The sequence below is a fragment of the Bradyrhizobium sp. dw_411 genome (genome assembly GCF_018449695.1).
GTDB lineage: Bacteria > Pseudomonadota > Alphaproteobacteria > Rhizobiales > Xanthobacteraceae > Bradyrhizobium.
Map to the genome: position 1 here is coordinate 299,553 of NZ_JAAVUY010000003.1, position 19,790 is coordinate 319,342.

Consider the following 19,790-nt stretch of genomic DNA (forward strand, 5'->3'; position numbering starts at 1 on the left):
TCCCCATGGATATTGTTGGCCGGCGTTTACGCGGCAGCGGTTTGCGAATTCAAGACCTCGTCTTCGATCGGGTTGCAAAGCACGCCGATCCCGTCGACCTCGACCTCGCACACGTCTCCTGCATGCATATAGAGGCGAGGCATGCGGGCATGGCCCACACCGCCCGGCGTTCCACTGACGATCACGTCTCCCGGAGCCAATGTGATCGCGTCGCTGACCACGCTGACGAGCGTGGCGATGTCGAAGACCAGGTCGTCCGTCGACGCCGATTGTACGACCTTGCCGTTCAATCGGGTCACCAGCCGCAGGCCGCGGATACCGGGCGGAAGTTCATCCGCACTCACGAACCAGGGTCCGAAAGGCCCGGTCCCGTCGAAGTTCTTGCCCACAGTCCATTGCGGGGCCTTGAACTGGTATTCGCGCACGGAAGCATCGTTGAAAAGAGCGTAGCCGGCGACATGATTCAAAGCCTTGGCTCTCGGAATATGTCTCCCGCCCCTGCCGATTATCGCGGCGATTTCGCCCTCGAAATCCAGTGTATCTGACGCGAGAGGTCGCACGATCGCTGCGCCGTGCCCCACCAGCGATGACGCGAACCGCGGAAAGAGAGTCGGATAGTCCGGCTGTTTGAAACCGCTCTCGGCCGAATGGTCCGCATAGTTCAGGCCGGCGCAGATGATCTTTTCCGGAGCAGGCAGAACCGGCAGGAATGTTATTTCTGAGGGATCGATTTCGGGCGCCCCGGCGAGCGTTCGTTCCGCATTCTTCAGCGCATCCGGTCCTTCTCGAAGCAAATCGAGAAGGCCGCCCAGCCATGGCGACCTTTCCTGGAATAGCGCCCGAACGGCACCCGTACTCGTCTTCAATCCCAGGCCGACACCCTGAGAAGTCTTGATCGTGGCAATGCGCATAACGCGATGTCCCTTTTCGGTTTCGGTGGCGAGGGTGCCAGCGGACAAACGATATTGCAATAAAAAAATCTATTTTACTAATACAAAAATCTATTTTATATGCGATCTGCTTCGCTCAGAAGCGAGAGGAGGCGCTACCCAATGCCAAATTCCACTTCTGTTAGATCGCGAAGCCTGACCCAAGACGTGTATGAGCGCATTCGCGCTGACATCTTGACCTGTCGGCTCGGCCCCGGCGTCAAGCTGCGTATCGCTGATCTCTGCGAGGCTCTCGGTGGAGTCAGTCTGGGTGCGGTGCGCGAGGCGCTTTCGCGGCTCGCCGCGGATGGATTGGTCATATCCGAACCCCAGCGGGGCTTCACCGTTGCACCGGTGTCGGGGAGTGATCTCGAAGAGCTTACTTTAGCACGTATCGAAGTCGAAGGCTGGTGCTTGCGTGCCGCCATCGCGAAGGGCGGTGTGCGATGGGAGGCTGGGGTCGAGGCCGCCTTCCGCGCGCTTGGACGCACTCCGTATTTCGCCCCGGACGACTCCGATCGGCTGTCGGATGCCTGGGTCGCCTCTCACGCGGCTTTTCACGAGGCCCTCGTCGCGGCAGCCGGTAATAGCTGGCTTCTCCGAATCCGCGAACAACTTTACGGGCAAAGCGAGCGCTATCGGCGCTTGTCCGTACCGGTCAATCCCCAGCGGCGCGATGTAGAAGCCGAGCACCGCGACATCATGGAGGCCACTCTCGCGCGCGATGCCGACCGTGCGGTCGAGACATTGTCAATGCATCTGCGGCTCACGACCCGCATCCTTCTGGACGCTCATCTCGCGGAGAGCACGCAGCGTTTCCGGCTAACGTCGATCCATCTCAACTGCGGCTGAACGCAGGCAGGTATTATCCACAGGGAGGCGAAGATGACGACTTCAACGGGAATCGACCGGCGTAAGTTTCTCGCCTTGGCGGGCACCATTCCACTTTGCGTTGGTATCGGAACCGCGAATGCGACCGAGCAAAAGATCACGGTCGGCTTCACGGCCATCAACGAATTTACCGGTCTTTTTGTTGCGAAAGACAAAGGCATGTTCAAACGGCGCGGCCTCGATGTCGACGCAACACTGATTGCGAACAATGCGACTATTCCCGCGGCTCTCTACTCGAGAAGCATCCAGATCGGCACGCCTTCCGTGACGACGCTCCTGCAGGCGGTAGATGGTGGCCTGGACCTCCGATTCGTTTGCGGAGGGGGAGTGCTTTCCTCGGCCAGGCCAAGCGTAGGCATCATCGTTCGCGCGGATAACGGTCCGGATTCGGCGTCCGTCCTCGCAGGAAAGCGGATCGGGGTGCCTGGGCTGAACGCGCTGTTTCACGTGATCGCACGTCGATGGCTGTCTCAGAACGGAGTCGATCCACGCAAGGTCAACTTTGTCGAGACACCGTTCGCGCAAATGTACGATCTGATGCGCGGCGGTCAGTTGGATGCCGTGGTCGCAGGCGACCCCGTCCGCAGCCGTATCATGGCGGACAATGTCGGTAAGGCACTGGGAAATATGCTGAGCTCGATACCCGAAGGCGCGCTTTCCGGAAATTACGCATCGACCGCGGCTTTCGCTCAAGAGAATTCTTCGGCTTTGTCGGCGTTCTCGGATGCGATCGCCGAGGCCGACGAACTGGCCACCAAGGATCCGGCCGGTGTTCTCGACATCGTTTCTCGTTATCTGCGGCTACCCGTCGATGTGCTCGCGAACCTTCCGCCACCGATCCTTCGTACCCGGATCGATCGTGCCCAGATCGAGTTTTGGGTGCAGGTGGCCCGCGAGCAGGAAATGGTTCGCCAGCCGGTTTCCATCGACAAACTGCTCCCGGTTTCGTGAGGGCATGATGGCGACTCTTGCGACAATGAGTTTGGGCCCACCACCCGCACGAGTGCCTTCGCACTCCATTCAACTCGCCGTCACCAATGCCGGTTTAAGCATCGGTTCCAAGTGCATTCTCCAGGAAATCGATCTCGAAGTACGAGCCGGAGAGGTGTTGTGCATTATCGGTCCGTCGGGATCAGGCAAGACGTCGCTGCTTCGGATGATGGGCGGATTCATCAGGGCGAGCGAGGGGGCGGTCATGGCCCAGGGACGGCAGGTCGTCGCGCCTTCGCGTCGTTTCGCCTTTGTGTTTCAGGATTATGGCCGCGCGCTACTGCCGTGGCGCACGGTTCGCGGCAATGTCGAGTTGGCTCTTGAGGCTTGTGAGACGCCGCGGGCCGAGCGCAAAGCGATTGCCGAACGCCTGCTGTATCAGGTGGGTCTTGCCAACGTCGCCGACGCCTATCCGCGGCAGCTTTCGGGTGGCATGCAGCAACGCGTGCAAATCGCCCGGACCTTGGCTCAATCGCCGGATATGCTCTTAATGGACGAACCGTTTGGTGCGCTGGACGCAATGACGCGAGAGACCCTTCAGGACGAGCTTCTTAAGCTCGCCGCGGCTCGGGAGATGACCGTCGTCTTCGTTACCCACGATCTCGAAGAAGCAATCTACCTCGGCGATCGCGTGGTGGCGCTCAGCGCGAATCCCGGGAGAGTCGCCGAGGTGGTGGATGTCGATCTTCCCCGTCCACGAGATCAATTGACCACGCGCGAGGATTCTCGTTTTCTCGCTCTGCGCCATCGTCTGAGAGGCTTTCTTACGGAAGAGGGCAGACGATGAGAGCTTTGGGGTTCGTCCCGCCTGCGCTCATTCTCTTTGCCTGGCAGCTTTGCTCTCTCCTGCCCGGATTTCCGGTTCAGACGTTCTCAACCCCTGCTGACGTCATGAGCGCGCTTCTTTCCTCTCTGCTGGACGGCTCGCTGCTGCAAGCAACCGGGGAAACCTTTCAAGCGACTGTCTGTGGTTTGAGCCTGGCGATCCTCTTCGGCGTTCCGTTCGGCTTTCTGGTGGGATCGCTTCCTCGTGCCGATCGTCTGGCCGTCGGGGTCGTGGAGGTCTTGCGACCGGTGCCGGCGGTCGCCGTTATTCCTCTCGCGCTGTTGATGCTTGGTTTCGGATCGTCGATGGAATCGGTCGTCGTCGCCTTCGCCGCGTTCTGGCCAGTGATGATCGTTGCGCGCACCGCCGCGCGCTCGGTCGATGAGAGACTTGTCGAGGTGGCGAAAGCGCTGGAATTCAGTGCTCCGGAACGCTTCCTGAAATTCCTGCTTCCTGCCGCCCTTCGCCAGTTGTTCGTGGGTTTCCGGTTGGGCCTCGGCGTCGCATTGGTCGTCGCGGTTACGGTCGAGGTTGCGGTCAATCCGCAAGGCCTGGGTTATTTGATGACCGGCGCGCAGGCCGCGTTGCGACCGGATCAGGTGCTCGCTTTTCTGGTGTGGGTCGGTCTCGTCGGATGGATGGCCAATGCCGTCGTGGCACTCGCTGAAGTTCGTTTATTTCGATGGGATGTCGTCGATGGAGCCGGCCGATGAAGCACGCGGTCTTTCGGATCCTCGAAACCATCCTGTTGCCGGCGATTATCCTGACGCTGTGGCAATTCGCATGGTCCAGAGGTTGGTTGCCGCGGCTCTTTCTTCCGGCGCCGGGTGAAATCTGGATGTCGCTGACGAGGATCGCGGAATCGGGAGAGCTTGCGCTCGCCGCCACCGATACCGCGTTGCGGTTGCTGCTCGGGTGGGTCGTGGCTTCCTTGCTCGGCATCGCGCTGGGTATCCTGGTCGGCTCCAACCGCTTCGCGCATCGCTTGCTTAATCCTACGCTCGAGTTTGTTCGGTCCCTGCCGGCCTCCGCCTTGATTCCGCTTCTGATCCTCGTCATGGGCCTGACCGATCAGATGATCGTCGTCGTGATCGCTCTGGGCTCGCTGTGGCCGGTCCTGCTCGGCACGATCGCAGGCGTGCGGGCGGTAGATCCGCGCCTGCGCGAAGTCGCGGCGGGATTGGAAATGAGCCGCGCGCGCATCATTACGAGGATAGCACTTCCGGCCGCGCTGCCGGACATGCTTGCCGGGTTGCGCCTCGGACTGACGCTTGCCCTGGTCCTGTGTGTCGTGGCGGAGATGATCACCATGAGCCGGGGTCTGGGCGGTCAGATCCTGCTGGCCAGTCGTAATTTTCGCGCAGCAGACCTTTTCGCCGGCATCCTCGTTATCGGCGCTACGGGGCTTGTCCTCGATATCTGCATTGGTGCCATCGAGCGTTGGTGCCTGCGCTGGCAACGATCGTAACCGAATTCTGTCAACGACCACTGGGATGTAGAATAATGGCCAAGTATCTAAAAAAGGGCAGGGACGCGGATCAAGTAGCCGCGGACGATGCCAAAATTCGCACGACGGTCGAAGGAATTCTGGGCGATATCGCGAAGCGCGGGGATGTCGCGGTCCGTGAGCTCAGCGCGAAATTCGACGGCTGGGACCGGGACGACTTCCGCTTGACGGACGCGGAAGTGCGGGACTGCATGTCTCAACTCCGGAACCAGGATATCGACGATATCCGCTTTGCCCAGGAGCAGGTTCGCAACTTCGCTCAAGCGCAAAAGGAAGCGTTGCGCGATATCGAGGTCGAGACGTTGCCGGGCGTGATCCTGGGGCACAGGAACATTCCCGTTCAGTCGGTCGGTTGCTACGTGCCAGGTGGAAAATACCCGCTGTTGGCGTCGGCCCATATGAGTGTCATTACGGCGAAGGTCGCCGGCGTTCAGTACATTGCGACGTGTGCGCCCCCCTTTCAGGGCAAGCCGGCTCCCGCAATCGTCGCGGCGCAGAAACTGGCGGGAGCCGACGTGATCTACGCGCTCGGCGGAGTACAGGCGGTCGGCGCGATGGCGCTCGGGACGCAGCGTATCGCCGCGGTCGACATGTTGGTCGGACCCGGCAACGCCTTCGTGGCTGAAGCGAAGCGCCAGTTGTTCGGGCGCGTCGGGATCGATCTATTCGCCGGACCGACCGAGACCCTGATCATCGCGGATGAAAAGGGCGCCGACGCCGAGCTGTGCGCTACCGACCTGCTCGGTCAGGCCGAGCATGGACCCAATTCTCCGGCCGTCTTGCTCACGACATCGGAGCGCCTGGCGTGCGAAACGATCGCTGAAATCGAGCGGCTCCTCGGAATTCTCCCGACCGCCGAAATCGCCAGAAAGGCCTGGGAAGACTACGGCGAGATCATCATCTGTGCGGATGAGGATGAAATGATACGGGAGGCCGACCGTATCGCGTCGGAGCATGTGCAGGTCATGACCGCAAATCCCGACCGGTTCCTTCGCGAGTTACGAAATTACGGGGCATTGTTTCTGGGATCCCGAACCAATGTCGCCTATGGCGACAAGGTCATCGGTACCAATCACACCCTGCCGACAAAAAAGGCGGCTCGTTATACGGGCGGCTTGTGGGTCGGGAAATTTCTCAAGACCTGCACCTACCAGAGGATTCTCACCGACGAAGCTTCAGCCCGCATCGGGGCGTATGCGTCGCGTCTATGTATGCTGGAGGGCTTCGCCGGACATGCCGAACAGGCGAATGTGCGCGTGCGCCGATACGGCGGTCGAAACGTTCCCTATGCCCATGCGGCCGCCATCGAGGCGGCGGAATGAATGAATCTGCCGAAACGCGCCTCCCGCGTATGCCTTCGATCCGTCTGGAAGGAAAACGTGCGCTGGTCACCGGTGCAGGCAGAGGAATCGGCTTGGGTTGCGCCGCGGCCCTCGCGGAGGCTGGTGCGCACGTCGTGCTGGCGGCCCGAACGGAAAGCGAAATAGAGACGGCCGCGGCCGCGATCCGTCGGGCAGGGGGCAGCGCCGATCCTTGCGTCCTCGATGTGCAGGACGTTGCTGCCGTGCGCCGCGTCGTTTCCGACCACGGCCCCTTCGATGCATTCGTGAACAATGCCGGAGGAAGCCGCCACCAGCCGTTCCTCGAAGTCGAGGAGAAGGCGTTCGATGATGTGGTCGCGCTGAATCTGCGAGCGGCATTCTTCGCGGGGCAAATCGTCGCGCGCAGCATGGTCGATGCGGGCAAAGGCGGCAGCATCGTCAATATCTCTTCTCAGATGGGACATGTTGGCGGTCCGGGCCGATCGGTATACTGCGCGACCAAATTCGCCATGGAGGGCTGGACGAAGGCCGCCGCCATCGAGCTCGGCCTCCACCGCATTCGGATTAACACGCTTTGCCCGACCTTCATAGATACGCCGATGACCCGTCCGTTCTTCGACGATCCGGCGTTTCGGCTTTGGCTCGGGGACAAGATCAAGCTCGGCCGCGTCGGGCGGTTGGAGGACATCATGGGGGCCGTCGTATTTCTTTGCTCCGATGCCAGTGCGCTGATGACCGGATCCGCCGTGCTGCTGGACGGTGGATGGACCGCGGAGTGAACGATGACCCGCTGATCTATTGTTGGTCTTCGCTGCCGCGCCAGCAGCCCGTGTCTCTCACCCCTGCGAGGGCTCATACCCGGAAGCCTGCGTCAGCCCTCTATGAGGATCGACGCCGCCCCGCCGAACGAGGCTCACCATCGACTGTCGCCCGTTCTGGTTTCCAGGCATCGAGGCGTCGTGTGGTATCGTGTGCGGCAGTCGAAACCTGGATGATCGCACGGCTTACGTTTTCTTCGGTGGCGGCTGCCTCCGATAGAACGATGCTGATGCATCCCGTCAATCCAAATCGCTTCACTGCGAATGGTGAAGATATGCCGACGCGGCCGCGGTCCACCTCGCCGTGGGCGACGTAGTAGCCGGCTCGCTGGATCGCCTTCACATTGGCGAGGAACGCCTCGCGATCCCCGCCGAAGCCTGCCTTTCGAATCTGGTTCGCATCCCGAGTGTAGAGCTTCAACAGGCGCGGGCGCTCCAGCACCGCCAGAACGGTCTTGGAAGACGAGCCGTGATAGAGCGGCATCGGTCGTCCAATCTGATAGCTGACGATCTCCTGAGGACCCGGCGTCCTCTCTTGATGAACGCACATGACTCCATCGAAATAAGACCGACAAAGAATCACCGCGCTTCCCTGAGGAGCGATGGCGGCCAGTGCCGCACAGACTGGCCGCGCCACCTGCAGCAATGGATCGCCCAGTTGAAGCTGGCGATAGAGCTGGAGGATGCGAGGCCCTAGTGAATAACCCTCGTCGGAGACGCGATCCAGGAAGCCGGCCCCGGCAAGGGCGCTCACGGTGCGGTAGGCGGTACTTCTAGGCAATTCGAGTTCGGTCATCACCTGCTCGATGGTCACGAGCCAGCGGTCGTCCCCGAAGAGATCCAGAAGACGCGAGAGGTGTTGAATCGAGCCTGTGCCCGCCATGTGACAGGGGCCTTTCATGAATACGCGGGCAACGATATGGGATTTATTACAAATAATCAACTTTTAAATCCCACATAGTGAGATTATAGCGAGATATCGCGATATTTTTGCGAGGCCAAAAAGTTGATCCGCACCGTTTCCCGAAAAAGAAAGAGGGCTCTGATGTTCAAAATAATTCGAAATAGCGTTCTCGTGCTGGCGCTGGCGACGTTGCCCGCTCGAGCAGAAACGTTCGACCTGGACTCGACCCACACGTCGATCATGTATTCGCTCAACCACCTCGGATTTTCCACGAGCAGGGGTATTTTCCGCGAGGCCCAGGGACGCCTCGTGCTGGATGAGACGTCTCCCGAAGCCGGCCGGCTGGAGGTCGTGGTTAAGACGGCGAGCGTCGATGCGTTCGATGTGGGCCGGTCGAATTCGGTGAAGGGCGACAAATTCCTCGACGTCGAGCACTTCCCGGAGATGCGCTTCGTCTCGACGAAGATCGAGCGGACCGGATCTACAACCGCCAAGGTCACCGGTGATCTAAGCCTGCACGGTATCACCCGTCCCGTGACTTTGGACGTGGTCCTGGTGAAGAAGGGCAAGCACCCCATCACGGGAGCTCAACGCGGGGGATTCTCCGCTACCGGGCTGGTGAAGCGCAGTGACTTCCAGATCCTCGGATTTCTGCCGATGGTTGGCGACGACGTCACGATTACGATCGACGCCGAGTTCGGTGCGTCATGAGCGCACGGTCGTCCGAGCGATATGGCGGGACTGCGATTGCCATCCATTGGGTGACCGCAGTCCTTATTCTTGCGCTATTCGTTATCGGCTGGCGCATGGTCGGCATGCAGCTCAGTCCGGCGAAGATGGAGGCCTATGCTCTTCACAAATCGATCGGGCTTCTCGTTCTCGCCGCCGTGATATTTCGGTTGCTGTGGCGTGGATTCCGGACGCCGCCCGCCCTTCCAGATGCGCCGCGCTGGCAACAGCATGCGGCTCGCGCGACGCACGTACTTTTCTATCTGCTGCTGTTTGCTCTGCCCTGCAGCGGGTGGATGTACAATTCGAGTGTCGGATTTCCGCTCTCGTTCTTCGGTTTCGCGAGCATGCCTCCCTTGATCGAGGCCGATCAGGTCGCGAAAGACACCTGGCGGGCGATGCACTGGTTGCTCGGATGGATGCTCGCGGGCCTGATGGGGATCCACATCGTGGCCGTACTTTATCACCAATTCGTGCAGCGGGATTCGGTCTTGCAGAGGATGTTGCCCGCCTTTGATATCTGGAAACGGAGGCAGGCATGATCAGGAAATCGTTGCTTATCGCGATGCTGTTGTTGGCATCGCTCGATCGAAGCTCCGCCGCGCCTGGTTGGACGCTTGAGCCGGCGGCCAGCAAGCTGACATTCGAGGTCACACAAGCCGGCGGAGAGGTCAAAGGCGAATTTCGGCGTTTCGATGCAGATATCGTGTTTGATCGTAACGACCTGCCAGCGTCAAAGGTTCGCGTCGTTGTGGACATCCTCAGTGTAACGACCGGCGCGGCGGATCGCGATCAGGAACTTCCGAAACCGGACTGGTTCGATGCCGCTCGTTTTCCCAAGGCGGTTTTCGACGCCGACCGTTTCGAGGCAGTCGACGACAGGCATTTCGTTGCAAAGGGGACCTTGGCTCTGCGGGATTTGAAACAGGTCATCTCCTTGCCGTTCACCCTCGACCTGCAAGACGATACGGCCGTGATGGATGGTCGTCTCGAACTGGACCGCAATGCATTCGGCGTCGGACAGGGGGCCTGGGCTGCTTCGGACATCGTGGGGCGGAAAGTCGCGGTTATCATACACCTCCAGGCCCGCCGAAAGACCTAGGTATACGATTGCGCGCGCAAAAGCGCTCGCGGCTAATCAGCGCTATGTCCCCATGACATTCATTGGTTGCCAAGCGATAGCAGCAAGGGTGGAGCATCGCCCTCCTAAATCGACATCGTGGTCGAGGGTGATGGCTTTTGAGCCTCTAAATAGAAAGCTGTATCAAAGGACGTTGGCGGTCAATCCGTTCGAACCCGGGAAAGGCGCTGAACGACGGCACCGGGCGCAACCAACACCGAACGCGCCTCGATCAGTTGGCGAACGCAAGCAACATTCAGTCTGTCGTGCTTCGTCCCCTTTTGACGGTGGGACAGTCGGCGGCCGACCGCGTGGCGAAATCAAGACCAATGCTGATGGCCCCCTTCAGTGAATCGATGACTATTCACCTTGGTACAACCGATACAGGAAGCAGACGCCATCCAAAAAGGCAGGCGTGTAGCGCTTAACCCGTTTCAATGTTTCAGTGCACTATCGCCCCGAATATTTGGGCGGACGCTTTTCGAAGAATGCATTCATGCCTTCCGTCTGGTCTTCGGTCGTGAACGCGTATCGAATGGCCTGGCGTTCGAACTCCAGGCCGGTATCGAGCGTGGTGTGATAGGCCGCCAGCACGGATGCCTTGGCAAGTTCGGCCGAGCGAGGTGGCTTCGTGGCGATCAACTCAGCGATCACCATCGCCCTTGAAAGGGCTTGGCCTTTTTCCACGACTTCGGCAACAAGCCCGGCCCGCAACGCGGTAGCTGCGTCTATTGGCTCGCCGGTCAGCATCATGAGCATGGCGAGAGATTTGCCCGCGACACGCGTCAGGCGCTGGGTTGCTCCATCGCCGGGCAGAATTCCGATGTTGATTTCCGGCTGACCGAAGGTCGCGCCGGCGCCGGCGATGATGATGTCGGCGAGCAAAGCCAGTTCATGCCCGCCGCCGTAGCAAACGCCGTCGACCGCGGCGATCAATGGTTTCGCGAAGCCGGAAATATCCCTCCATGCGGCGCGGCGGACCGGGTTGTCGATTGCCTCGAAACCTCGCTGCTGCATTTCCTTGATGTCGGCGCCGGCGGAAAAGAATCCGTCACCGCCGCAAATCACGACGCATCGAACGGAGTCGTCCAGCGCGGCGGTGCGCAATGCGGCGGCAAGCTGCACGATAAGTTCGTTGCTCAACGCGTTCCGCTTCGAGATCCGATTCAGTGTGAGCTGGACGACATGCGGAGAGGGGGAGCCGCGAAGCACCAGCTCGGGAAGATCGCTCAATTTCGCCTCCTAAATCCTGTTCGAACAGTTTACACTGAAATCGATTTCTGCAATAGCGATTTTGGGAGGCGGCCCATCGGGTGGTTGCCGGGATGCCAGGTGAGCCCATGGATTTGGAACCGACCGCTCAGAACGCTTTCCTGCAGGCGCTGGATCTTTGTGCGAGGAAAGTCCTCGCGGACGAGCCTGCCCTCGGCATCAACTTTCCCTATGTCACGTCCCCCTCCGGAGCCTGGAAAGTTCTTCCGGCCTCGGTGTCGGCCGGCTACAGCGGAGCGAACTGGAGTCACGGCAACTGGTTTTGCGGTTTTTGGGTTGCGCTGCTGCTGGTGTCTTATCTGCGAACCGGCGACCGAAAGTATCTCGACATCGCGACCCAGCGGCTTTTGCTGGTGGCCCCGCGCGCCGCGGATGGCAATACCCACGACATCGGCTTTATATTCTACCCGAGCGCGGTGGCGGCCTATCACATCACTGGCGACTCCGCCCATGCGGAGATCGCGGCCAAGGCGGCCGACCGATTGCGGCGGCGGCTGATCATGACCCCGCAGGGCAGCTATATTTCGGCGTGGGGACCGCTTGACGATCTGCGGGGCCGTCGCTCGTCCGCCATCGATACGATGGCCAACTTGCCGCTGCTGTACTGGGCGGCGCAATATCGGGACGACGCCAGCTTCACGCTGGCCGCCGAAGCCCACGCGTTGATGACGCAAAAGGCCTTCATCCGCCCCGACAACTCCACCTATCACGCAGTGGAATACGACCTCGCAACCGGAAGCCGCGATCGCGGATTTACGTTTCAGGGGTATGCGGACGAGTCGGCTTGGTCGCGCGGTCAAGCCTGGGCGATCTATGGTTATGTCAGGACCGCGGAAGCCACCGGCAAGCGGAGCTACCTTGATCTCGCGGAACGGCTGGCCGACTATTATGTCGCCCGGACCGGACCGACGTTGGTTCCGTTCTGGGACTTCGACGATCCATCGATCCCCAATGCGCCGCTCGATACATCGACTGCGGCGATCGTGGCTTCCGCGCTGCTCGACATGGGCGCGCTGCATCCCGACGTGCAGAAGGGCGCGCGTTGGCGACAACACGCGCTCGATATCCTGACTGAGCTTTGCAAGCACCATTTGGCGACGGAGGATGCGCACCGCGGGCTTCTTCGCCACGGATGCTATTCCAGGCCGCACGACGAAGGTGTGGACAGCGCGGTGATGTTCGGCGATTTTTTCTTTGTAGAGGCGTTGTGCAGCGCGGTGCTTCCCGGAAAGCTGAGAGCGGTACCAAAAGTCCTTGTATCCTAGGCTTTCTCGGCCTTCTTTTTGCCGATCAGTTTTCGGGACGTCGTCCCGAAAGTGCGCGGCTTGGAGGTCGAGGATCGGATGATCAGCCGGTAGGGGACCTGGACGCTGCGCGGAATCGCCATCCCGGCGATCGCATTAATAAGATAATCCGCCGCGCCGCGGCCGATTTCCGCGGCCGGAACGCTGATCGTCGTTAGCGGCGGATCAACCTGGGCTGCAAGTTCGACGTCGTCGAACCCGGTAATGGACAGGGATTGCGGTACGCTCAGTCCCATTTTTCTGGCTTCGGCCATGGCCCCGATGGCCAGGGTGTCCGTGGTGCAGATGATCGCCGTCGTATCCGGATGCTCGGTGATGATCTGGCGCAGGGCGCTGCGACCCTGCGCCAACGAGTGATCCGCCCGTATAATCTGGCTTGGCTGCAGCGTGATTCCGGCGCGCGACAATGCGCGTTGAATTCCCTCGAGACGGGCCCGCGATCGATCGTTGGACGGCGGAATGTTCACGATCGCGCTAAAACAGACGTGACCAAGTTCGAGGAGGAATTTTGTCAGTTCCTCCGTCGCCGCCTCGTTGTCGATGCCGATGGCGGGTATTCCGGCCTGTCCCTTGGTGACGTAGGTCGTGATGACGGGAACGTCGGCCTGTTTGATCAGGGCCCTTAATTCCGGACCGTGCGACCCGCCGACCAGCGCGATTCCATCGACGCCGCGCTCGATCAGGCTCTGCAACTCCTGCAGCTCGCGTCGCTGGTCGTATTGGGAGTTGGCGATCAATAGCGTGTATCCGCTTTCGCTGAGCCGGTTTTGCAGGGCTTCCACGCCTTCGGCAAAGATGCTCAATCCCAGGGTCGGCACGATGGCGCCGATGGTTCGCATGCGGCCGGATTTCAGGGCACGTCCGGCGCTGTCGCGGGTGTAGGAAAGCGTGGCGATGGCCCTCGCGACCTTGTCGCGCAATTCGGGCCGTACGATATCGGGATGATTCAGAACGCGCGAGACCGTCGCGGGAGAAACGCTGGCTTCCCTGGCGACGTCCTCGATCTTGGCCTTCGCGGCATGACGACTGGCCGGAGCGTCAGGGCGCTGCTTGTTGCTCATTCGAATTCGGGTTTCAGAAATTGAAAGGCTCGGCTGCGACTATGTACGATTGATCGTGCCGGGTCCATGATCCCCGCCGAAATCGGACGGTGCGCGACCGCGTCTGCTTGACTCCGCAAACAAGACAGCTATTCTGAAATCGATTTCAGAAAACGAGCGGGCGGTTATCGCGCGCCGGGCAGGGAAAGTTCAAGGCAATAATGGTCGATCTCCTGAAGGGCGTCAGGGTGCTGAGCTTCAACCATTTTCTGATGGGACCGGTCGGCGTTCAATTTTTGGCTGATCTCGGCGCCGATGTGATCGCGATCGAGCCGCCGGACGGTGCGTTTCAGCGAAAATGGGGCGGCGCTGACAAGCAGGTCGACGGTCAGACCATGCTGCTTTTAACCGGCAACCGGAACAAGCGAAGCTTGACGCTGGACCTGAAGCAGCCCGAAGCGGTGGCCATCGCCAGGAAGCTGATCGCAACGTCGGACGTGATCGCCGAAAATTTTAGGCCGGGCGTGCTGGACAAGCTTGGCCTGGGATACGAAGAAGCGAAGCGGATAAAGCCGGACATCATCTACGCCGCGGCGTCAGGATATGGCGCGGACGGCCCTTACGTTAATCGGCCGGGTCAGGACCTGCTGGTGCAGGCGCTGTCCGGACTTGCAACGATCACCGGGAGCCGGGAACATGGACCGCGGGCGGTCGGCGTGTCGGCCGTGGATCATCACGGCGCCGCGCTATTTGCAGCCGGAATTCTTGCCGCTCTGGTCGGCAAATCGAAAACCGGGAAGGGCTGCCGCGTCGATGTGAGCCTGCTCTCGGCCGCGCTCGATCTGCAGATGGAATCCTTTACCTGTTATCTCAACGGCGAGGTTCCGGACGACGTCCGGCAGCCCGGGCCGATCGCCGGGTGGTATTACGGCGCGCCTTACGGAATCTATGCCACCAAGGATGGTCACGTCGCGATCTCGCTGGGTTCTCTCGATGTGCTGGGCGATGCGCTCGGTCTGTCGTCGGAGCAGCGCATTCCCGACAGCGCGGCCTTCAGCCGGCGCGACGAGGCAACCCCTGCGATTGCGGCGAATCTCGCAGCGCGAACCACCGCCGACGTATTGGCCACCTTGTCGGCCAAGAACATCTGGCACGCCCGTGTCAACGATTACTCCGATGTCGTGGTCGATCCGCAAGTCATCCACAATCGCAGTTTTCAGACCGTGGCGGGCGCGACCGGAACTCCGGTCACATTAGTGAGCCATCCGATCCGTTATGACGGCGAGGTTCCTTCGATCCGGCTGCCGCCGCAAAAACTTGGTGCGCAGTCGGACGATATCCTCGGTGAACTCGGCTACGACGCCGATCAGCGTCGGGCGCTCCGGGCGAAGGGTGTGATCGGCGCCGTGAATTGAGGCGCACCGGCTCAAACAAAAACCAGTCGACTGCCGAACTAATCGGCGGCGCGCAACGGGAGAAAAGTCTATGAGCATCGAGACCGGTATACGGCGGACCCTCGCGCTGACGGGGATTTTAGCCTGCGCGGCGGTGGCGTCGCCAGCGCGAGCCGAAACAACTCTCAACGTCTGCTACATCAATCACCCGGTCCAGGTCGCAAACGTCGCGATCCTGGAGAAATGGGCGGCCAAGCAGGGTATCAAGATCAACAAGACGCTGACTTCCTATTCGGTGTACCTGCCGAAGATTACCCAGATGCTATCGTCGGGCGCCACGGATCAATGCGACATCGTCTGGAACAATGACGATTGGGGCCAGGATCTCGCGCAGTATCTCGAGCCGCTGGACGATGTGACCAACGCACGCAACGCCGCCGAAGGGCAGTTGGAGCCGTTCCACAACGCCGATGGCAAGACCACCGCGGTTTCGATCACGACCACGGCCGGCATCCTGTTTTACCGGACCGATCTGATTCCCGAGGCGGACCTGCCGAAGACCTGGGCCGACCTGGTTAAAATCAGTCAAAAGCTGCAGACAGAAAAGAAGGTCAAATGGGGTTACGTCGGCGGCATGAGCTACACCAACACGTTCTTCAGTTTCTGGTGGACGCTGTGGAACAACAATTGCGATATCTACGGCCCGGCCTACGAGCGCGACAACAAGAAGCTCGCGGCGAGCGGATGGAAGCCGATGATCGATTCCACCTGCCAGATCCAGACCGCGGAATTCTGGTGGGATGCTCTGAATAAAGACAAGATCAGCCCGCCGGGAATGACGACCTATTCGCGCGACGAGGCCAACGCGATATTTCAGGCTGGCGATTCCGCCTTTACGGTCGCCGATACCACGTTCCTCGGCACCTTCAATAATCCGGAGAAGTCCACCGTCGCCGGCAAAGTCGGCATCGCCCGCTTCCCGGAGGGACCGATGAGCACCGGCGGCCGGACCTGGATCGATATCTGGGGATGGTCGATTCCGAAGACGATACCGGATGACCGCAAAGTGGCTGCCAAGAAGCTGTTGGGCGCGATGCTGAGCGATGCCGACGGCCAGATCGAGCAGTGGAATCAGACCGGTGGCCCGCCGCCCAACACCGAAGTGTGGGCGACGCTCGAAAAGAACGATGCCGGCTGGCGCAAGCTATACGATATCCTGTTCAAGTCGGCTCACGTTCACGACGCCTATTATTTCCGGAACTGGTCCACGGTGCACAAGATCTATTCGGACACCATGATCCGCGCGATGAAAGGAAGCCGCGCGGACATTCCCCAGGTGCTGAAAGCGTCGGTCGACGCCATTCAAGCCGGCGCCGCGACCAAGTAGCCGATGGAAAAGCCTGCCACGAGGCGCCGATTGGATGAGCAGGAGCGTTTCATGCTTCTGCTCATCGCTCCGGCGGCGGTCGTTCTTGTTTGCTTTCAAATCATTCCGATCCTTGTCGGCATGAATGCGAGCTTTCGCGACTGGTCGCTGGTCAATCCGCTGAAGACCTGGGTCGGTCTCAGCCAGTATGTGGCGGTCTTTACCGATCCGGTTTTTCTCAAGATCGTACTGCCCAATACATTTATTCTGATGGTGAGCTCGGTATCCGTATCGCTGGTTCTGGGGCTGGGCCTGGCGTCGCTTCTCAACAAGTCCTTCTTCGGCAGGCCGCTCGTCCGCACCGTCATTCTTTTGCCGCTGACCATCGCGCCGGTCATCACCGCGACCATGATCCGCTGGTCGTTCAACGACCAGTTCGGCGTGATCACTACGTTCCTGGCGTATCTCGGATTACCGGAAGTCGCCTGGCTGTCCGATCGTTGGCCCAGCTTTACGCTTGTCATCCTCACCGACATCTGGATATGGGCGCCATGGTTCACGATTATCCTTCTGGCGGCATTGCAGGGATTGCCGCCCGAGCAGTTTGAGGCCGCCAAGATCGACGCTGCGACGCCGTGGCGCACCTTTATCCATGTGACGCTGCCGATGTTGCGGCCCGTCATCACCGTTTGCGTTCTGATCCGCTCGATCGACGCGTTCCGGACCTTCGATCAGGTCTACATCCTGACCGGCGGCGGTCCGGCGCGCAGCACGGAGGTCTTCAGCGTCTATGTCTATGTGCAGGCTTTCGTGAATCTCGATTTCGGCCGGGGTGCGGCCGCGGCAGGCGCTGGCGCCATCATCATGCTGCTCGTGGGCGTCGGTCTTTATCGCCTGGTCAACCGAACCATGGTCAGGTCGCGATGATCGGGATGCTCGCAGCCGCTTTTCGCCGCGGCGTATTTTCAATCGGCATACTGGCGATCTTCGTGCTGTTCGTGGGACCGGTGGCGATACTGGTTCTGACGTCTGTGCGGCCGGCATCGGGCGCCTATTATATCTGGCGCGGGACCGCCTTCACCCTGCATAATTTCGTCGACGTGATGCAGCAGTCGCAAGTCGTGAAGGCGATGTTCAACAGCTTCGTGCTATCGAGCCTTGCGACCATTTTTTCGTTGGGCATCACTGTTGGCAGCGGCTACATGCTGTCGCGATTCTCAGGCTGGATTCAGCGTAGCTGGTTCGCGACGATCTATATTTTCCGGACCGTTCCCTACATTTCGTGGGTGCTGCCGCTTTATCTCGTCAACACCCGCCTTGGCATCTACGATACCTATATCGGGCTTCTGCTCCCGCATATCGCCGTCCATGTCTGCTTCTTTTCCTGGCTCATGAAAGGGTTTTTCGACGGCATCAACCCGTCGATGGAGCACGCGGCGCTGATCGACGGATGTACGAGGTGGGGAGCCTTCTATCGCGTCGCATTGCCGTCGGCGATGCCGGGAATAGCTGCGCTCGCGATCCTGTGCTGGCTGTCGACCTGGAACGAATTCCTGTTCGCTCTTATCCTGACCGGCCAGAGAACCCCGATGATCACTTCGACCATGGCCCAGTTCGTCACCGAGACTGGCACCGAATGGAATCTGATGAGCGCCACGGCGGTCATTGCGATGCTGCCGGCGTTGCTCGTCACGATATTCGGTCAGAAATACGTCATCCGCGGACTTCGTATGTGACCAGGCGGCTCAACTAGAGGATTACGATGACAGAAGTCATCTTGCGCGACGTTGCAAAGAAGTACGGCCAGCTGTCCGTCGTCCATGGGGTCAGCCTGACGATCCCGGACGGGGAGTTCGTCGTACTTGTCGGTCCTTCCGGCTGCGGCAAGTCCACCACGCTTCGGATGATCGCGGGACTGGAAAGCATCAGTTCCGGCACGATTTCGATCGGCGGCAAGATCGTCAACGATCTGCCTCCGAAAGATCGCGACATCGCGATGGTGTTTCAGAACTATGCTCTCTACCAGCAGATGACCGTTTACGACAATTTGGCCTTCGGTCTGCGCAACCGAAAGGTTCCCGAGGACGAGATTCGCAAGGAGGTTGCGCGCGCGACTCAGATGCTCGGCCTTGAGCCTTTGTTGACCCGCAAGCCATTTCAACTGTCCGGAGGGCAGCAGCAACGCGTCGCATTCGGCCGCTGTATCGTCCGACACCCCCAGGTGTTCCTGTTCGACGAGCCGTTGTCGAACCTCGATGCCAAGCTTCGGGCGCAGATGCGTCTGGAAATCAAAAGCCTCAGGGAGCGCGTTCCGACCACGTCGGTTTACGTCACCCATGACCAGGTCGAAGCGATGACGCTGGGCGACCGCGTGGTCGTCATGAAGGATGGCTGGATCCAGCAGGTTGGAACCCCGCTCGAGATTTACAACCAGCCGGCAAACCGCTTCGTGGCGAGCTTTATCGGATCGCCGGCGATGAATTTCATCGACGTCGACCTTGTCGAAGAGCAGGGCAGGCTGCGCGCGAAAGCCAGGGATTTCAGCATCCGGATCTCCGACCAGACCGCCGCGTTGCTGCGGAATTGCAAGGCGACGTCCGTGACGCTGGGCGTGCGGCCGGAAAGCATCCATCTCGGTTCGCCGCCGGCGGACATCGACACCGCTTTTACCGGCGACGTCGCGGTCACCGAGCAATTGGGCGCCGAACTGGTCGTCGGCGTAAATGCGGCGGGGGCCACCATCATGGCGTCGCGCATTGCGCCGGATACCCCGATCGCGGTTCACGAAAATGTCTCGATGTGGATGAATCCGAAATCCCTGCATTTCTTCGATGCGAAGACGGAGGCCGCGCTGCGGTAACCGAATCTTTCCGCGTTATGTTTCCAAAGTATTCTGAAAGGTGAATGAAATGACTGCCATGCATGCGAAAATCGGCGACACCGTCACGTTCTCCAAGACGGTCGGCGAGTCGGACGTCTATATGTTCGCCGGGCTCACTGGCGACCTCTCGCAAAATCATGTCGACGAACAATTCATGAGCCATTCAATCTACGGGCATCGTATCGCCCACGGCGCGCTGATGGTCGGCTTCATGTCGACGGCTTCAACCCGGATGATCGAAGAAAGCCTCAAAAAGGGCATCGACTCGACGCCGGTTTCGCTCGGTTACGACGGCGTTCGGTTTTTGAAGCCGGTGTTCTTCGGTGACACGGTGACGGTGACTTACGTCATCGCCGAGATCGAAGAGGAACGCCGCAGGACGCTTGCCAACATCGAAATCAAGAATCAGAACGGCGACCTTGTCGCCGTCGGCAAGCACATCACAAAATGGACACTCAATGTGAGCCAGCGCTGACGGCGCAGACCATGCGTCCGCC

General features: G+C 60.1%; 21 protein-coding genes. 17 read left to right on the forward strand and 4 right to left on the reverse strand.

Translation table 11 applies throughout. The features are described 5' to 3' along the window. Nucleotides 1-26 precede the first annotated feature (26 nt). The gene (locus tag HB676_RS06390; protein WP_213736857.1) at nt 27-911 is read right to left on the reverse strand and encodes a fumarylacetoacetate hydrolase family protein; all 885 of its coding nucleotides are present in this window, start codon (nt 909-911) and stop codon (nt 27-29) included. A 141-nt stretch (nt 912-1,052) separates the two neighbouring features. On the opposite strand from HB676_RS06390, the gene HB676_RS06395 reads away from it, so the two are divergent. The 7 genes from HB676_RS06395 (at nt 1,053) to HB676_RS06425 (ending at nt 7,244) form a co-directional block, all read left to right on the forward strand. Continuing rightward, nucleotides 1,053-1,781, forward strand: coding sequence for a GntR family transcriptional regulator (locus tag HB676_RS06395; protein WP_213736858.1), 729 nt, complete (start codon nt 1,053-1,055; stop codon nt 1,779-1,781). Between the two features lie 33 nt (nt 1,782-1,814). Beyond that, nucleotides 1,815-2,771 (forward strand): ABC transporter substrate-binding protein, encoded by a 957-nt coding sequence (locus HB676_RS06400; protein WP_213736859.1) that lies wholly within the window; start codon nt 1,815-1,817, stop codon nt 2,769-2,771. 7 nt (nt 2,772-2,778) lie between these two features. Beyond that, entirely contained in the window at nt 2,779-3,597 is an 819-nt protein-coding gene (locus tag HB676_RS06405; protein WP_213736860.1) for an ABC transporter ATP-binding protein, read from the forward strand. 104 nt (nt 3,598-3,701) lie between these two features. Then, nucleotides 3,702-4,349 carry an ABC transporter permease subunit gene (locus HB676_RS06410; protein WP_213736861.1) on the forward strand — a complete coding sequence of 216 codons (648 nt, stop codon included), beginning with the start codon at nt 3,702-3,704 and terminating at the stop codon, nt 4,347-4,349. Continuing rightward, entirely contained in the window at nt 4,346-5,104 is a 759-nt protein-coding gene (locus HB676_RS06415; RefSeq protein ID WP_213736862.1) for an ABC transporter permease, read from the forward strand. Before HB676_RS06410 ends, HB676_RS06415 begins: the two co-directional genes overlap by 4 nt. Before the next feature lie 35 nt (nt 5,105-5,139). Next, nucleotides 5,140-6,465, forward strand: a complete 1,326-nt coding sequence (gene hisD / locus HB676_RS06420) for a histidinol dehydrogenase (protein WP_213736863.1) — start codon at nt 5,140-5,142, stop codon at nt 6,463-6,465. Further along, nucleotides 6,462-7,244, forward strand: coding sequence for an SDR family oxidoreductase (locus HB676_RS06425; RefSeq protein ID WP_213736864.1), 783 nt, complete (start codon nt 6,462-6,464; stop codon nt 7,242-7,244). Before hisD ends, HB676_RS06425 begins: the two co-directional genes overlap by 4 nt. A 100-nt stretch (nt 7,245-7,344) precedes the next feature. Here the strand turns inward: HB676_RS06425 and HB676_RS06430 are convergent, their stop codons facing one another. Continuing rightward, entirely contained in the window at nt 7,345-8,226 is an 882-nt protein-coding gene (locus HB676_RS06430; protein ID WP_213736865.1) for an IclR family transcriptional regulator C-terminal domain-containing protein, read from the reverse strand. A gap of 63 nt (nt 8,227-8,289) precedes the next feature. Here HB676_RS06430 and HB676_RS06435 point away from each other — a divergent pair, with 63 nt between their 5' ends. From HB676_RS06435 to HB676_RS06445, 3 genes are read left to right on the forward strand one after another with little or no spacing between them, the layout of a single operon-like run. Then, nucleotides 8,290-8,898 carry a YceI family protein gene (locus HB676_RS06435; protein ID WP_249780088.1) on the forward strand — a complete coding sequence of 203 codons (609 nt, stop codon included), beginning with the start codon at nt 8,290-8,292 and terminating at the stop codon, nt 8,896-8,898. Beyond that, nucleotides 8,895-9,458, forward strand: a complete 564-nt coding sequence (locus HB676_RS06440; RefSeq protein ID WP_213736866.1) for a cytochrome b — start codon at nt 8,895-8,897, stop codon at nt 9,456-9,458. The genes HB676_RS06435 and HB676_RS06440 overlap by 4 nt, the downstream gene beginning before the upstream one ends. Before the next feature lie 11 nt (nt 9,459-9,469). After that, nucleotides 9,470-10,018 (forward strand): YceI family protein, encoded by a 549-nt coding sequence (locus tag HB676_RS06445; RefSeq protein ID WP_213736867.1) that lies wholly within the window; start codon nt 9,470-9,472, stop codon nt 10,016-10,018. Between the two features lie 468 nt (nt 10,019-10,486). On the opposite strand, the gene HB676_RS06450 is transcribed toward HB676_RS06445, so the two are convergent. Continuing rightward, nucleotides 10,487-11,269 carry an enoyl-CoA hydratase-related protein gene (locus HB676_RS06450; RefSeq protein ID WP_213736868.1) on the reverse strand — a complete coding sequence of 261 codons (783 nt, stop codon included), beginning with the start codon at nt 11,267-11,269 and terminating at the stop codon, nt 10,487-10,489. Between the two features lie 107 nt (nt 11,270-11,376). Here HB676_RS06450 and HB676_RS06455 point away from each other — a divergent pair, with 107 nt between their 5' ends. Further along, the gene (locus tag HB676_RS06455) at nt 11,377-12,573 is read left to right on the forward strand and encodes a glycoside hydrolase family 88 protein (protein WP_213736869.1); all 1,197 of its coding nucleotides are present in this window, start codon (nt 11,377-11,379) and stop codon (nt 12,571-12,573) included. Here HB676_RS06455 and HB676_RS06460 read toward each other — a convergent pair. Next, on the reverse strand, nt 12,570-13,673 hold the full coding sequence (locus HB676_RS06460) for a LacI family DNA-binding transcriptional regulator (RefSeq protein ID WP_213736870.1): 1,104 nt from the start codon (nt 13,671-13,673) through the stop codon (nt 12,570-12,572). The genes HB676_RS06455 and HB676_RS06460 overlap by 4 nt on opposite strands. A 200-nt stretch (nt 13,674-13,873) precedes the next feature. Between HB676_RS06460 and HB676_RS06465 the strand changes: the two genes are divergently transcribed. The 6 genes from HB676_RS06465 (at nt 13,874) to HB676_RS06490 (ending at nt 19,768) form a co-directional block, all read left to right on the forward strand. Continuing rightward, nucleotides 13,874-15,067, forward strand: coding sequence for a CoA transferase (locus tag HB676_RS06465; protein ID WP_213736871.1), 1,194 nt, complete (start codon nt 13,874-13,876; stop codon nt 15,065-15,067). Between the two features lie 70 nt (nt 15,068-15,137). Then, nucleotides 15,138-16,433, forward strand: a complete 1,296-nt coding sequence (locus HB676_RS06470) for an extracellular solute-binding protein (RefSeq protein WP_213736872.1) — start codon at nt 15,138-15,140, stop codon at nt 16,431-16,433. Nucleotides 16,434-16,484: 51 nt separating this feature from the next. Then, nucleotides 16,485-17,339 (forward strand): sugar ABC transporter permease, encoded by an 855-nt coding sequence (locus HB676_RS06475; protein WP_249780089.1) that lies wholly within the window; start codon nt 16,485-16,487, stop codon nt 17,337-17,339. 5 nt (nt 17,340-17,344) lie between these two features. Then, nucleotides 17,345-18,148 (forward strand): carbohydrate ABC transporter permease, encoded by an 804-nt coding sequence (locus HB676_RS06480; protein WP_249780090.1) that lies wholly within the window; start codon nt 17,345-17,347, stop codon nt 18,146-18,148. A 26-nt stretch (nt 18,149-18,174) separates the two neighbouring features. Next, nucleotides 18,175-19,272 carry a sn-glycerol-3-phosphate ABC transporter ATP-binding protein UgpC gene (gene ugpC / locus HB676_RS06485; protein WP_213736875.1) on the forward strand — a complete coding sequence of 366 codons (1,098 nt, stop codon included), beginning with the start codon at nt 18,175-18,177 and terminating at the stop codon, nt 19,270-19,272. A gap of 49 nt (nt 19,273-19,321) precedes the next feature. Beyond that, nucleotides 19,322-19,768, forward strand: a complete 447-nt coding sequence (locus HB676_RS06490) for a MaoC/PaaZ C-terminal domain-containing protein (protein ID WP_213736876.1) — start codon at nt 19,322-19,324, stop codon at nt 19,766-19,768. Nucleotides 19,769-19,790 lie beyond the last annotated feature (22 nt).